The 14,264-nt window shown below is 60.7% G+C and carries 11 protein-coding genes; 5 read left to right on the top strand and 6 right to left on the bottom strand.

Annotation, left to right across the window (positions count from 1 at the left end):
* Window positions 1-44: 44 nt before the first annotated feature.
* On the bottom strand, window positions 45-2,213 hold the full coding sequence (locus C8C92_RS00495) for a S9 family peptidase (protein WP_116742740.1): 2,169 nt from the start codon (window positions 2,211-2,213) through the stop codon (window positions 45-47).
* A gap of 151 nt (window positions 2,214-2,364) precedes the next feature.
* On the opposite strand from C8C92_RS00495, the gene dinB reads away from it, so the two are divergent.
* Both dinB and C8C92_RS00485 read left to right on the top strand, forming a co-directional pair.
* The gene (gene dinB / locus C8C92_RS00490; protein ID WP_257224948.1) at window positions 2,365-3,546 is read left to right on the top strand and encodes a DNA polymerase IV; all 1,182 of its coding nucleotides are present in this window, start codon (window positions 2,365-2,367) and stop codon (window positions 3,544-3,546) included.
* 116 nt (window positions 3,547-3,662) lie between these two features.
* On the top strand, window positions 3,663-4,559 hold the full coding sequence (locus C8C92_RS00485; protein WP_099761624.1) for a recombination-associated protein RdgC: 897 nt from the start codon (window positions 3,663-3,665) through the stop codon (window positions 4,557-4,559).
* A gap of 78 nt (window positions 4,560-4,637) precedes the next feature.
* On the opposite strand, the gene C8C92_RS00480 is transcribed toward C8C92_RS00485, so the two are convergent.
* A complete protein-coding gene (locus C8C92_RS00480; protein ID WP_034781194.1) occupies window positions 4,638-5,123 on the bottom strand; it encodes an asparaginase domain-containing protein in 486 nt (161 codons plus the stop codon).
* Between the two features lie 162 nt (window positions 5,124-5,285).
* Between C8C92_RS00480 and C8C92_RS00475 the strand changes: the two genes are divergently transcribed.
* On the top strand, window positions 5,286-6,059 hold the full coding sequence (locus C8C92_RS00475) for an L-asparaginase (protein ID WP_099761627.1): 774 nt from the start codon (window positions 5,286-5,288) through the stop codon (window positions 6,057-6,059).
* Here C8C92_RS00475 and C8C92_RS00470 read toward each other — a convergent pair.
* Window positions 6,047-7,060: a D-2-hydroxyacid dehydrogenase family protein gene (locus tag C8C92_RS00470; protein ID WP_099761630.1), complete on the bottom strand. Its 1,014-nt coding sequence runs from the start codon at window positions 7,058-7,060 to the stop codon at window positions 6,047-6,049. The genes C8C92_RS00475 and C8C92_RS00470 overlap by 13 nt on opposite strands.
* 328 nt (window positions 7,061-7,388) lie before the next feature.
* Here C8C92_RS00470 and C8C92_RS00465 point away from each other — a divergent pair, with 328 nt between their 5' ends.
* Window positions 7,389-9,260 (top strand): phosphoenolpyruvate carboxykinase (GTP), encoded by a 1,872-nt coding sequence (locus C8C92_RS00465; RefSeq protein WP_099761632.1) that lies wholly within the window; start codon window positions 7,389-7,391, stop codon window positions 9,258-9,260.
* Between the two features lie 142 nt (window positions 9,261-9,402).
* Here C8C92_RS00465 and uvrA read toward each other — a convergent pair whose 3' ends face one another.
* Window positions 9,403-12,252, bottom strand: coding sequence for an excinuclease ABC subunit UvrA (gene uvrA / locus C8C92_RS00460; protein ID WP_099761635.1), 2,850 nt, complete (start codon window positions 12,250-12,252; stop codon window positions 9,403-9,405).
* 381 nt (window positions 12,253-12,633) lie between these two features.
* On the opposite strand from uvrA, the gene ssb reads away from it, so the two are divergent.
* Window positions 12,634-13,149, top strand: a complete 516-nt coding sequence (ssb, locus tag C8C92_RS00455) for a single-stranded DNA-binding protein (protein ID WP_034754418.1) — start codon at window positions 12,634-12,636, stop codon at window positions 13,147-13,149.
* Window positions 13,150-13,231: 82 nt separating this feature from the next.
* On the opposite strand, the gene C8C92_RS00450 is transcribed toward ssb, so the two are convergent.
* Both C8C92_RS00450 and C8C92_RS00445 read right to left on the bottom strand, forming a co-directional pair.
* Window positions 13,232-13,537 (bottom strand): hypothetical protein, encoded by a 306-nt coding sequence (locus C8C92_RS00450; protein WP_116742739.1) that lies wholly within the window; start codon window positions 13,535-13,537, stop codon window positions 13,232-13,234.
* A 114-nt stretch (window positions 13,538-13,651) separates the two neighbouring features.
* Window positions 13,652-14,068 (bottom strand): DNA breaking-rejoining protein, encoded by a 417-nt coding sequence (locus tag C8C92_RS00445; protein WP_116742738.1) that lies wholly within the window; start codon window positions 14,066-14,068, stop codon window positions 13,652-13,654.
* Between the last annotated feature and the right edge of the window lie 196 nt (window positions 14,069-14,264).

The raw sequence follows: 14,264 nt of genomic DNA, 5'->3' as shown, positions 1-14,264 counted from the left end.
TATTATAGGATGGCTAAAATCCTTCTGCAAGCGCTTTTTTTACATTATTGGGTAATGCCCCACTGCGACAGCATCCACGCCATATTGAAGGCGTTCTCGGCAATCGCGTTATAGCGGCCCGACGCACCGCCGTGGCCGGCGCCCATATTCGTTTTCAGCAGCAAGGGATTGCCGTCTGTTTTATATGCACGCAGCTTGGCCACATACTTGGCCGGTTCCCAGTACATGACCTGGCTGTCGTTCAGGCCCGTCGTCACCAGCATGGCGGGATAATTCTTGCGCGCAATGTTGTCGTAGGGCGAGTAGCTGAGCATGTAGTCGTAGGCCGCCTTCTGGTTCGGGTCGCCCCATTCCAGGTATTCGCCCGTCGTCAGGGGCAGGCTGGCGTCCATCATGGTGTTCATCACGTCGACGAACGGTACGGCCGCGTGCACGGCGTGGAACAGCTCGGGACGCATGTTGACGACGGCGCCCATCAGCAAGCCGCCGGCGCTGCCGCCCTGGATGATCAGGCGGTTCGGGCTGGTCCATTTTTCGCGCACCAGGTAGTCGGCGCTGTCGATGAAGTCATTGAAGGTGTTTTTCTTCTTCATCAGCATGCCGTCTTCATGCCACGCCTCGCCCATGTCCGTGCCGCCGCGGATATGCGCCTGGGCATAGATGACGCCCCGCTCCAGCAGGCTGATGCGGCTGATGGCAAAACTGGCTTCCGTGGAAATGCCATACGAGCCATACGAGTACAGCAGCAGCGGCGCGGAACCGTCGAGCTTGACGCCTTTCTTGTAGACGATCCACAGCGGCACTTGCACGCCATCGCGCGCGGTCACCCACAGGCGCTGCGTGGTGTAGCGGCTGCCGTCAAAGCCGCCGACGATTTCCTGCTGTTTCAGCACCGTGCGCTTGCCATCCTGCATGCTGACGTCGATGACGGTGGGCGGCGTGACGGGCGACTGATAGGACATGCGAAATTGCGTGGCGGAAAATTCGGGCGTGCCGGCCGCCGTGGCCAGGTAGACGGGGTCGTCGAACTGCACCGTCTTCCAGTTTTTATGCGCAAAATCAAAGATGCGCGCGCGGTTCAGGGCGCGCGCCTTTTCCATCACCACCAGGTAGCCCTGGAACACGTCGATGGACTGGATCACGGCGTCCTTGTTGTGCGGCACGACGGGTTTCCAGTTCTTTTGCTGCGGGGCAGTGACTGGCGCGCTGACGACGCGGAAATTCTTCGCGTCCTTGTTGGTCAGAATATACAGCTGGCCGTCGCGGTGTTCGATGCCGTAGCGGTGGCCTTTTTCGCGTTTCAGCACGGACTGGAAGCTGCCTTGCGGCTTGCTCGTTGGCAGCAGCAGCACTTCGCTCGTATCCGTGCTGCGCGCGGTGAGCATAAAGTAGCGATGATCGCGCGTGCGGCTCACGCCGATGGCGAATTGTTCCACCGGCTCGTGGTAGACCTGCTGCGGCGTGCCGCCCAGGGCCAGGCGGAACAAGCGGTCCGCGCGCTTGGTGGTGGCGTCTTCCTGCGTCAGCATCAGCGTGGCATTGTCCGCCGCCCAGGCCAGGGACGTGACGCGCGGCATGCTGTCGCCCAGCAACTTGCCCGTCTTCAAATCCTTGACATGCAGTTCGTACTGGCGGAAACCCGTCGTGTCGGTGGTGTAGGCCAGCAATTGCTCATTCGGGCTGATGGCAAACGCACGCACGGCAAAGAATTTGTGGCCTTCAGCCAATTGATTCTGGTCCAGCAGGATTTCCTCAGCTGCCTGCGCATCGTAGGCGCCATGTGCGCCGACAGGGCGGCGGCAATGCAGCGGGTATTGCTTGCCCGCTTCCGTGCGCGTGTAATAGTAAAAGTTACCCTGGCGCGCAGGCACGGACAGGTCCACTTCCTGCATGCGGCCCTTGATCTCCGCAGTCACCTTGTCGGCCAGCGGCTGGATGGGGGCCGTGACGGCCGCCGTGTAGGCGTTTTCCGCATTCAGGTAGTCGATCACGGCAGGATCGGTCTTCTTTTGCAGCCAGCGGTAGTCGTCCGTGACGAGCGTGCCGTGGCGCGTTTCCTGCCAGGCTGTCTTGGCGGCGACCGGCGCGGTGGGCGTGGCAACGGTGGTGGTGGTGTCGGCCAGCGCGGATGGCGCCAGGGTGGACAACAGCAGGGCCGGCAGGATGGATAACCAGGCGGACCGGCGGCGCGCAGCGTGATGGGTAATGGACAAGGCGACTCCTTTGAATAGTTGTGTCAGGATTGTAATCTTGCCATTGAGAAAAGCAACTGCCAGGCACCACCAATGCGTGCGTTTCAACTTGCATCCACGGGCATTTCCAGCGATACTGTATATAACTACAGTATCCTGCCGCGAGGTGTCCTTGACCACATCTGCCTGCCCACTTCCCGAGCCACCCGCCCGCCGCTGGATAGCCCACCTGGACATGGATGCCTTCTTTGCCTCCGTGGAACTGCTGAAATATCCCGAATTGCGCGGCGAAGCCGTCGTCATTGGCGGCGGGCGCCTGCAGCAACCCATGCTGCTGGAAGATGGCACGCGGCAGTTTGCGCGCATGCGCGACTACGTGGGGCGCGGCGTCGTCACCACTTCCACCTATGCGGCGCGCAAGTTTGGCGTGTTTTCCGCCATGGGCATCATGAAGGCGGCGAAATTGGCGCCCGACAGCATCCTGTTGCCCGCCGACTTCGAGGCCTACCGTGAATACTCCGCCCGCTTCAAGCAAGCCGTGGCCCAGTTGTGTCCCATCATCCAGAACGTGGGCATCGATGAAATCTATGTCGATCTGACGGAATACGGCGAGCAGGCGCCGGCCATGGCGGCGCGCCTGAAGGCGGCCGTGTTCGAGGCGACGGGCCTGTCGTGCTCGGTCGGCCTGGCGCCGAACAAATTGCTGGCAAAAATCTGTTCCGACCTGGAAAAGCCCGATGGCTTGACCATTTTGTCGCCCGAGGATATCGAAACCAGGGTCTGGCCCTTGCCGGCAAAAAAGATCAACGGCATCGGCCCGAAGGCGACGGCCAAGCTGGAAGCGCTGGGCATAGTGACCATCGGCGAGCTGGCGCGGGCCGATCTCACCATGCTGCGCACGCAGTTCGGCGACCTGTACACGGGCTGGCTGCGCCAGGCGGCGCTGGGCATCGACGAGCGGCCCGTGCAGACGAGCCGGGAAACCAAGTCCGTCAGCCGCGAGACGACGTTCGAGCGCGACTTGCAGGTGGTGCGCGACCGCGCCACCCTGTCGGAAAAGCTGGAAAGCCTGTGCACGCGCGTGGCGGGCGACCTGGATAAACAATCGCTGGCGGGGCGCACGGTGGGCATCAAGCTGCGCTTCGAGGATTTCAGCACCGTTACGCGCGACATCACCTTGCCCAGCGCCACGGCGGACGCCGCCGCCATCCTGCGCGCCAGCCGCGATTGTCTGCGGCGCGTGCCATTTGACAAGAAAATCCGCCTGCTGGGCGTGCGCATCTCGACCTTGTCCGATCCGGCCATCGTGACGCGGCAGGCGCCAGCCCAGGCGGAGCTGTTTCCCAGGCTCTAGCGGCGTTTCCTGCAAGATACATACCGCGCCGGACCGCGCTTTTGACGGCATTTTCACGTCGAAAGTGTAGAATGGCGTTCCCCTGGCACTACTGAAACAAACGGAAGACAAAAACTATGTGGTTCAAGAATCTTCAGATTTACCGCCTGCCCGCACCATGGGCTTATACGCCAGAACAACTGGAAGAGGCCTTGTCCTCGAACAAATTTACGCCGGCGACCAGCATGGATCTGATGCGCCAGGGCTGGGATACGCCACGCCCGAATGGCGGTCTGGTGCATGTGGTCAACAAGCAGATGCTGATCTTGCTGGGCACGGAAAAGAAACTGCTGCCAGCCACCGTCATCAACCAGGTGGCCAAGGCCCGCGCTGCCGAGATGGAAGAAGCGCAAGGCTTTGCGCCGGGTAAAAAAGCCATGAAAGAATTGAAGGAGCGCGTGGCCGACGAGTTGCTGCCGCGCGCCTTCAGCATCCGTAGCAATGTCTGGACCTGGATCGACCCCGTCAATGGTTGGCTGGTGGTCGATGCGGCCAGCCCGGCCAAAGCTGATGAAGTCATCAAGCTGTTGCTGAAAGCCGTGGATAAACTGCCGCTGGAAAGCTTGCGCGTGCAGCGCTCGCCCGTGGCGGTGATGACGGAATGGCTGCAGGCCGACGATGCGCCTGCCGGCTTCACGGTCGACATGGACACGGAATTGCGCGCCACGGGCGAAAGCAAGGCCACCGTGCGCTACGTGCGCCACACGCTGGAAGCGGACGACGTGCGCCGCCACATCGCGGCCGGCAAGCAGTGCACGCGCCTGGCCATGACGTGGAACGACAAGATCTCGTTCGTGCTGACGGAGTCCCTGGCCATCAAGAGCGTCAAGCCGCTGGACGTGATCAAGGAAACGGAATCGAGCACGAAGAACGACGACGAGCGTTTCGACGGCGACCTGATGCTGATGACGGGCGAGCTCTCCAAGCTGATGGCCGACGTGGTCGAAGCATTGGGCGGCGAAGCGACTGCATAAACGCAGTCATATCGGTACGAAAAAGGAGCTTCGGCTCCTTTTTTTCGTCTGTGCTGTTAGCCCTGTCCTGGCATCGGCTTACAAGGGCTGGAACACGCCGGCGGCGCGGTTCTTTTGCACATTGTCCCAGGCGAAGATCTGGCCATTCATGGCCACGTACACGCCGGCTGGCAAGGTTTGCGCCACGCCGCAGGCAAAGCCCAGGTTGAACAGGGCATCGGAGTTGTCGATTTCGTAGGGAATCATGGCGCCCGTCAAAATCACCGTTTGCTGCAGGTTCGCCGCGCCCAGCACTTGCGCCGTTTCGCGCATGGTGTCGGTGCCGTGGATGATGACGATGGCTTTCTCCTGTGCTGCGCGGCACGAGGCCAGCACGCGCTGGCGGTCCGCATCCTGCATGTCGAGCGAATCGAGCAGGGGCAGTTGCTCCAATGCGACGGGTGCCGTCATGCGTGCGCGGGCAATCGCTGCCGGCAAATGACTGTCGGAAAAGCCCAGGGTACCGTTCAATTCGTTGTAGTGTTTGTCGAAAGTGCCGCCGGTGGCGAGTATGCGCAAAGTCATGATGTGGTCACGATGTCAGTGGAGAATGACGCGCATGATAGCGTGGATTGTGTGCCTTGCGTGAATGGCGGGCCCGTTGCGGGCCGTTGCGGATCGCATCTGGAAAATTTGGCCATCTGTGAGTACACTGGTTTCTTTGTTTGCCTGCCACTCCGACTCCGTATGAAAGCGCTCGCTCCCGGCACCGTCATTTTTCACCGCCACCGCGGCTATGGCGTCATCACGTCCGTGAATCTGCTGACGGGCTGGATCGCCGCCCGTTTCGGCAGCGAAGCGCGCACCCTGGACCTGAACCTGTCGACCGACGACGTGCAGTTTGCCGATGGCGAAGCGATTTTGTTTCGCCGCGCGCCGCCCGACCGCATGCCGCATGCGCGTCTGATGGCCATGGTGCGCGAGCTGCACCAGGCCGGCTATCAAAAACTGTATCTGTATTCCTGGCCCAAGCCGTCCGGCCTGCACTGGCGCTGGCATTTGTTTACGGGGCCGCGCGACTGGATGCAGCGGCCCTGGCGCGAAGGCTGGTACGGTTCGGGCGCCGATTACAACGTCAACCCCGTGATGGGCTGGGGCGATACGCCCGGTGCCACCACCGGCGAGTTGATCGATGCCCTGGCCCGTTTCGATCCGCAAGGCCTGGCGCAGGCGCTGGGGCGCGACGACGACCATAGCGCGTGGTTTGGCCGCGTCTGCGACGCCTTGTTGCCCAATTACATGTACAGCCTGGACATGCAGCGCACCCCCGGCGAGCCCTTGCAGGACATGCCGCCCGTGCCGGTCGTGGCCGTGCGCGCCGGCGTGGCGCCGTATGCCGGGCCGGACATCGCCTGGCCGCCCGGCTGGGCCGGCCTGTGGCGCGGCCGGCACGCGCTGGCCGCGCCCGCCATCCGCATCACGGGTGAGCCTGACCTTCTCAAGGGGTTTCAGCGCTCCTGAGGGGCTTGCCGCGCATGCTGCAAGACCTCGGGATTGAGCAGACGCGTGCATTGACCCTGCGTAAAATCGACGATGTTTTGCAAGGCGTAGCGGAAATACAGTTCATAGCTGTCACGCTCGACGTAGCCCAGGTGTGGCGTGGCCAGCACGTTCGGCAGCAGCAGCAATGGCGCGCCTGGGGGCAGCGGCTCGTCCGTAAACACGTCAAGCGCGGCGGCGCCCGGGCGCCCCTGCTGCAGCGCCGCTTCCAGCGCACCCTCGGCCACCAGCTCGGCGCGGCTGGTGTTGACGAACAGGGACGTCGGCTTCATGCGCGCCAGATCCTCGCTTGTGACCAGGCCGCGCGTCGTCTCGGACAGGCGCAGGTGCAAGCTCAATACGTCGGCTTGTTCAAAGAACGCTGCGCGCGATGTCGCCACCGTGTCGCCAGCGGCCACGGCGGCCGCGCGGCTCGCTTCGCTGCCCCACACGAGAATGGTCATGCCAAAGGCGCGGCCATAGCCGGCGATCAATTGACCGATCTTGCCGTAGCCCCAGATCGCCAGGGTGCGCCCTTTCAATACCGTGCCGAGCGTGTTGCGCGCCGGCTCGATGGAGGACGTTTGCCACAGCCCTTCCTGTAAATGTTGCGCGTATGGCACGATCTTGCGCTGCGCCGCCATGATCAGCGCCCACGTCAGTTCGGCCGGCGCCGTGGGCGAGCCGATACCTTCCGCGATGGCGATGCCCAGTTCCGTGGCGGCCGCCACATCGATGTGGCCGCTGACCTTGCCCGTTTGCGAAATCAGTTTCAAATTCGGCAGTTTCGACAGCAAGGCGCGGTTGAAACTGCTGCGTTCGCGGATCAGCACCAGCGCGTCGAACGGCGCCAGGCGGATGGCCAGCTGACCCAGGCCCCGCGCCGTATTGCTGAACACTTTGACCTCGTGGCCATCGAGCAATTTGAAGCAATCGAGGCCGCGCACGGCATCCTGGTAATCATCGAGTATGGCAATTTTCATGGTGGATGGCCGATTTTAGTAAGGATTTGGTAGGGAAATAACAGGATACGGGAAATGCTGAATAGCCTACTACATTAGTCAAGCTATTCTCCTACATTTTTGCGAGAATAGCTGATTGGCGGGTGTACAATCGCCGGCACTTTTGAAGCTTCCTGAGTATAGTTATAGCGCAAACTGTTCCCGCAGCCTGGGCGCATGATCCAGGTAAACGACACCAGAGCCCTGCCCGCGTGAAGACGCCGCCTGCAGTGAGCCGCAGCCACCTCTCAACGATGCTGCCTGTCTTGCCGGAATGACCAGAATTTCTTTTATTGGTATTGGAGGTAATATGAATCAGCCCGTCATGGGTGGCGTCGCCGCACTCAACGTCCCAGCTTATATTAAACAACAGAAACTGATCAACTGGGTGGCCGACATTGCCGCGCTGACCAAGCCGGACCGCATCTACTGGTGCGACGGCTCGCAGGAAGAGTACGAGCGCCTGTGCGCCGAAATGGTTGCCAGCGGCACCATGAAAAAACTGAATGCCGAAAAGCGCCCGAATTCTTATCTGGCCTGCTCGGACCCGAGCGACGTGGCCCGCGTCGAAGACCGCACATATATCTGCTCGACAACGAAAGAGGCGGCCGGCCCGACGAATAACTGGACCGAGCCTGGCGAAATGCGCCACACCCTGAACGGCCTGTTCGACGGCTGCATGCGCGGCCGTACCATGTACGTCGTGCCCTTCTCGATGGGCCCGCTGGGTTCGCCCATCGCGCACATCGGCGTGGAACTGTCCGATTCGCCGTATGTCGCCGTCAACATGAAGGTCATGACCCGCATGGGCCGTGCCGTGTACGACGTGCTGGGCACCGATGGCGCCTTCGTGCCGTGCGTGCACAGCGTGGGCGCGCCGCTGGCTGCCGGCCAGCAAGACGTGAAATGGCCGTGCAACAGCACCAAATACATCGTGCATTTCCCGGAAACGCGCGAAATCTGGTCTTTCGGTTCGGGCTACGGCGGCAACGCCTTGCTGGGCAAGAAATGCTTCGCCCTGCGCATCGCCTCGAACATGGGCTACCAGGAAGCGCAAGCGGCCGACAACAACCCGGGCTGGCTGGCCGAACACATGCTGATCCTCGGCGTGGAATCGCCGGAAGGCAAGAAGCATTACGTCGCGGCAGCGTTCCCATCGGCTTGCGGCAAGACCAACTTCGCCATGCTGATCCCGCCGGCAAGTTTTAACGGCTGGAAAGTGACCACCATCGGCGACGATATCGCCTGGATCAAGCCCGGTGCCGATGGCCGTTTATATGCCATCAACCCGGAAGCCGGTTATTTTGGCGTGGCGCCGGGCACCAACGAAAAAACCAATTACAACTGCATGGCGTCCATGCGCGACAACACGATCTTCACCAACGTGGCGCTGACGGACGACGGCGACGTCTGGTGGGAAGGCTTGACGAAGGAAGCACCAAGCCACCTGATCGACTGGCAGGGCAAGGACTGGACGCCAGCGTCCGGCACCAAGGCGGCGCATCCGAACGCACGCTTCACTGTTGCTGCCACGCAAAATCCGGTGATCGACGCCGCCTGGGACGATCCGGCCGGCGTGCCGATCTCGGCCTTCATCTTCGGCGGCCGCCGCTCGACTACAGTGCCGCTGGTGACCGAAGCGCGCAACTGGGTCGAAGGTGTCTACATGGCGGCCACCATGGGTTCCGAAACGACGGCCGCGGCCGTGGGCCAGATGGGCGTCGTGCGCCGCGATCCATTTGCCATGTTGCCGTTTATCGGCTATAACATGAGCGATTACTTCCAGCACTGGCTGGACATGGGCGTCAAGGTGGGTAAAGTGAACCCGGCGGCCCTGCCGAAGATCTACTGCGTCAACTGGTTCCGTACGGACGAGGCCGGCAAGTTCGTCTGGCCTGGCTTTGGCGACAATATGCGCGTGCTGAAGTGGATGCTCGAGCGTATCGAAGGCACGGCGGGCGGCGTGGAAAACCTGTTCGGCACGACGCCGCAGTATGGCGACTTGAACTGGGATGGCTTGCCATTCACGCAAGAACAGTTCGACACCATCACGTCGATCGACAAGGCGGCGTGGCGGGACGAATTGAAATTGCATACGGAGCTGTTTGAAAAACTCGCGTATCATCTGCCGCAAGAATTGACAGATCACAAGGCAGCGTTGGAAAAGCGTTTGGCTGAGTAAGCGTTAGTAGTGGGGGAGAAACACGCCGGCAAAGACTGGCGTGCGATAAATGACACGCCGGCAATGACTGGGGTGCTAGCAAAAAGAGAAACGGCGCGGATTGCATGAGCAATCCGCGCCGTTTTTTATTGCGCTGCCGTTCTTATTGCTTGAGCAGCGGCCCCAGGTATTTACCCGTCACGCTGGCCGGATTCAGCGCCACGTCTTCCGGCGTGCCGGTGGCGATGATCTGTCCGCCGCCGGCGCCCCCTTCAGGGCCCAGGTCGACCAGCCAGTCGGCCGTCTTGATGACGTCCAGGTTGTGCTCGATGATCACCAAAGTGTTACCCTGGTCGCGCAGGCGGTGGATGACTTTCAACAGCAAATCGATGTCGTGGAAGTGCAAGCCCGTGGTCGGTTCATCGAGGATGTACAGGGTGCGTCCCGTATCGCGCTTCGACAGTTCCAGCGACAGTTTGACGCGCTGCGCTTCGCCGCCGGACAGGGTAGTAGCGCTCTGGCCCAGCTTGATGTAGCCCAGGCCCACGTCGAGCAGGGTTTGCAGCTTGCGCGCGATCAAGGGCACGGGCTTGAAGAATTCATGCGCCTCTTCCACCGTCATGCCCAGCACTTCCGTGATGCTCTTGCCCTTGTAGTGCACCTCCAGGGTTTCGCGGTTGTAGCGTTTGCCGTGGCACACGTCGCACGGCACGTAGACGTCGGGCAGGAAGTGCATCTCGACCTTGATCACGCCATCGCCTTGGCATGCTTCGCAGCGGCCGCCTTTCACGTTGAACGAGAAGCGGCCTGCGCTGTAGCCGCGTTCCTTGGCGGTCGGCACGGTGGCGAACAGATCGCGGATCGGCGTAAACAAGCCCGTGTAGGTGGCGGGGTTCGAGCGCGGCGTGCGGCCGATCGGCGCCTGGTCGACGGAAATGACTTTGTCGAAGTGCTCCAGGCCGCTGATCGATTCGTGCGGCGCCGGTTCCGTCTGCGAACCGTACAGATGGCGCGACAGCGCCGGATACAGGGTATCGTTGACCAGCGACGATTTGCCCGAGCCGGAGACGCCCGTCACGCACGTCATCAAGCCTACCGGCAAGCTGAGCGACACTTTTTTCAGGTTGTTGCCCGTCGCACCAGTAATGACCAATTGCTTTTCCGGATTGCTGACATGGCGCTTGTTTGGTACGGCGATTTTCAGCTTGCCGTTCAGGTATTGCGCCGTCAGCGATTTCTTGTTCTTGAGAATGTCTTGCAGGGTGCCTTCGGCGATGATTTCGCCGCCGTGCACGCCCGCGCCGATGCCCATGTCGACGATGTAGTCGGCCGTGCGGATGGCGTCTTCATCGTGCTCGACGACCAGCACGCTGTTGCCGATGTCGCGCAAGTGTTTCAGCGTTTCGATCAGGCGGTCATTATCGCGCTGATGCAAGCCGATCGACGGTTCGTCGAGCACATACATGACGCCCGTCAAACCGGAGCCGATCTGCGACGCCAGGCGGATGCGCTGTGCTTCACCGCCCGACAGCGTGTCGGCGCTGCGGTCCAGCGACAGGTAATCGAGGCCCACATTGTTGAGGAACTTCAGGCGCGAAATGATTTCTTTCACGACCCTGTCGGCGATTTCCTTCTTGGCGCCCGTCAGTTTCAGCTTTTCAAAAAATTCCAGCGTCTCGCGCAGCGGTTTTCCCGCCACTTCATAGATGGCGCGCTGCTGCTTGCCGGTGCCGACCTTGACGAAGCGCGCTTCCACGCGCAGGCGCGCGCCATCGCATGAGGGGCAGCATTTTTCATTGATGAACTTGGCCAGTTCTTCCTTGACGGCCATCGAATCCGTCTCGCGGTAGCGGCGCTGCAGATTGTTGACCACGCCTTCGAACGTGTGTTCCTTGATGACGGTGCGGCCCCGTTCGTTGACATAGGTAAACGGAATCACTTGCTTGCCGGAACCGTACAGCACGGCTTGCTGGGCATTCAGTGCCAGTTGCTCGAACGGCATGTCCAGGTCGAATTCATAGTAAGCGGCCAGGTTCGACAGCATCTGGAAATAAAACTGGTTGCGGCGGTCCCAGCCCTTGACGGCGCCCGATGCCAGCGACAGGTTCGGGAACGCGACGATGCGTTTCGGGTCAAAGAATTCGATGTGCCCCAGGCCGTCGCATTCCGGGCAGGCGCCCATGGGGTTGTTGAACGAGAACAAACGCGGTTCCAGTTCCTGCAGGGAATAGCCACACACATTGCAGGCGAACTTGTTCGAGTACACGTGTTCTTGCGCGGTATCCATTTCGTAGGCAATGGCGCGGCCATCGGCCAGGCGCAGGGCCGTCTCGAAACTTTCCGCCAGGCGCTGCTTGATTTCCTGGTTGACCTTGACCCGGTCGATGACGACGTCGATCGTGTGTTTTTCCGTCTTCTTCAATTTCGGCAGGTCATCGACTTCATAGATCTTGGCCGCATGCGTGCCGCTCTGTACGCGAAAGCGCACGAAGCCCTGCGCCTGCATCTGTTCGAACAGGTCGACATGTTCGCCCTTGCGATTCGCGACGACGGGCGCGAGTATCATCAGCTTGGTGTCTTCCGGCATGGCCAGCACAGCATCGACCATTTGCGATACGGACTGGGCGGCCAGCGCGTTTTCCGGGTGGTCGGGGCAGTACGGCGTACCGACGCGCGCGTACAGCAGGCGCAAATAATCGTGGATTTCCGTCACGGTGCCCACCGTCGAACGCGGGTTATGCGACGTTGCCTTCTGTTCGATGGAGATGGCCGGTGATAAGCCTTCGATCAGGTCGACGTCCGGTTTTTCCATCAACTGCAAAAATTGGCGCGCGTAGGCCGACAGCGACTCGACATAGCGGCGCTGGCCCTCCGCGTACAGGGTGTCGAAGGCCAGCGAAGACTTGCCGGAGCCGGACAAGCCGGTAATCACGATCAGCTTATTGCGCGGCAAATCGAGATTGATATTCTTGAGGTTATGCGTGCGAGCGCCGCGAATGCGGATCTGTTCCATGTGATTGCCTTGCTTTCAGTGAGTGGTGCGGCCGGCGCATTGTGCCTGGGTGCAGATGAGGAGCCACAACGGGTCAACCTGTAACTATAGCCGGGTTTTGCTCTGCATGCCTGAGGCGTCCATGGGCGGATTGCGCCGCCGGGCGAACGTGCCCCGACAAAGTTTGATACAGATGCGTGCAGACGTTTAAGCACTGTATATAATACCAGTATTCAAGTTTCTTGTTTTCACCTGCCGTGAAAAAAACGTGCTGCCGCACGGGAGAGGGCGTCCGCCAGAAAGCGGGTGCTTTGCGCCGCGTGGTCGCTTATAATCCTCGTTTAGTACACTAAACTACCGCGCGGGACACCGGCTCCCGCTGCAGTTCATCAGGAGTTATTCATGGCATCAGTCAACAAAGTCATCATCGTCGGCAATCTGGGCCGTGACCCGGAAATCCGCTACATGCCTAGCGGCGACGCGATCGCCAACATCGCCGTGGCCACTTCGTACAAATCGAAGGACCGCAATACGGGCGAACAAAAAGAATTGACAGAGTGGCACCGTATCTCGTTCTTCGGCCGCCTGGCGGAAATCGTCGGCCAATACTTGAAAAAAGGTTCGTCCGTCTACGTCGAAGGCCGACTGCAAACCCGTAAATACACGGACAAGGACGGCGTCGAGAAGTACGCAACCGACATCATCGCGGAACAGATGCAAATGCTGGGCGGTCGCTCCGGCATGGGCGGCGATGCCGGCGGTGGCGATGACAGCTACGGTGGTGGTGGCGGCGGCGGCTACGACGCCCCGGCCCCGCGCCAGGCGCCAGCCCCGCGTCCAGCCCCGGCCCCGGCCCCACGCCCGGCACCGAAGCCAGCCCCGAACTTCTCGGATATGGATGACGATATTCCGTTCTAATTCGGTCAAGGTCGTTTTTTGTTGCCTGAAGCCTGTTTTCCGAGAGGAAAACAGGCTTTTTGCGTTATGGAGAGAGTAACGCTTACCTTGCAAGCGCTTCCAGGCGCGGCATCCCGATCCAGCCAATCTGGCCCTGGCAGTGCCCGCTCATCACGCGTACATGGGCAAGGGCTATGCCTGTAGCCCCGGGTGTATTATTTTTGATTTCAAGGATGGCAACCGTGTCCCCTTTCAGCGGCTGGCAGGCATGCATGGCATCGCCTTCGATGGTTGCTTCCCTCAACAACACGTTGCTCTCGGTGAGCTTTGCCATGCGTTCGGGCGTTTGCGCTCCTGCCAGGCTGCAGCTGAGTGCCAGGACGATGGCAATGAAATTGGCTTGTTGCATATCTCCTCCATTGAGTCAGTCAGAAAAACCAGCAATGGATAAGATCATCGGCAGGCGAAAAAATTCAATGCCGCTGGCCTGGGGGACAGGTGCGCATGCTGAATCACGCAAACCTCAATCGCGCAGCCGCATCTCCAGGCTGTAATTCGCCACCGCATTCCTGCGCGCCGCGTTGCGCATCAAATACACCTGCACCGTGTACTCGCCATCGGCCGGCAGTTTCACCTGGTAACTGTTGCCGCTGGTCGAGCCGATGAACAGGGCTTCGTCCTGGCCTGGCTGGCGGATGTTGAAGTAATTCGATGGCTGATTGGTCTTGAGCTTGACGCTGAGGGTCTGGCCGGCCTTGCCAGTGAGCGTGTATTCGGCCGTGGCGTAGCCCTTGATCTTGCCTTTCACGCTGCGCGCGTTCTTGCTTGCCGTCAATTCGACGGTTTCCTTGTGGACTGGATCGGCGCTCCAGGCGGGCGTGGTGAAAACGAGGGCCGCCAGCAGCAGGCTGGCGCGGAGGGGCAGTGGACGACGCAGCATATAAAATTTCCTTTGAACGTGGATAAAAACCGGGCGATGGTGATGCCGCCCATCTTACGCCAGCGGCTGCCAGGCGCCTGTACGGCAGCGCGCGCATGGCCAGTTCGAGGATGGTTTTTTTCCCCTTTCTTGATCCAGGTACTTTTTTTGGCTGCGCACGTTTCAAGCTGCGGAAAAATTTCAATTTCAGGTAGGC

The sequence above is a fragment of the Janthinobacterium sp. 78 genome (assembly GCF_003096775.1).
In the GTDB taxonomy this organism is placed as follows: domain Bacteria; phylum Pseudomonadota; class Gammaproteobacteria; order Burkholderiales; family Burkholderiaceae_D; genus Janthinobacterium; species Janthinobacterium tructae.
The sequence above is the reverse complement of the archived record's forward strand: the minus strand, read 5'-3'. Positions and strand labels throughout refer to the sequence as shown.

Bases quoted from the DNA above. Each gene is read 5' to 3' on its own strand.
- C8C92_RS00445 (WP_116742738.1), bottom strand. From the start codon at position 14,068: ATGCTGCGTCGTCCACTGCCCCTCCGCGCCAGCCTGCTGCTGGCGGCC.
- C8C92_RS00475 (WP_099761627.1), top strand. From the start codon at position 5,286: ATGAAAGCGCTCGCTCCCGGCACCGTCATTTTTCACCGCCACCGCGGC.
- C8C92_RS00450 (WP_116742739.1), bottom strand. From the start codon at position 13,537: ATGCAACAAGCCAATTTCATTGCCATCGTCCTGGCACTCAGCTGCAGC.
- ssb (WP_034754418.1), top strand. From the start codon at position 12,634: ATGGCATCAGTCAACAAAGTCATCATCGTCGGCAATCTGGGCCGTGAC.
- C8C92_RS00465 (WP_099761632.1), top strand. From the start codon at position 7,389: ATGAATCAGCCCGTCATGGGTGGCGTCGCCGCACTCAACGTCCCAGCT.
- C8C92_RS00480 (WP_034781194.1), bottom strand. From the start codon at position 5,123: ATGACTTTGCGCATACTCGCCACCGGCGGCACTTTCGACAAACACTAC.
- C8C92_RS00470 (WP_099761630.1), bottom strand. From the start codon at position 7,060: ATGAAAATTGCCATACTCGATGATTACCAGGATGCCGTGCGCGGCCTC.
- uvrA (WP_099761635.1), bottom strand. From the start codon at position 12,252: ATGGAACAGATCCGCATTCGCGGCGCTCGCACGCATAACCTCAAGAAT.
- C8C92_RS00485 (WP_099761624.1), top strand. From the start codon at position 3,663: ATGTGGTTCAAGAATCTTCAGATTTACCGCCTGCCCGCACCATGGGCT.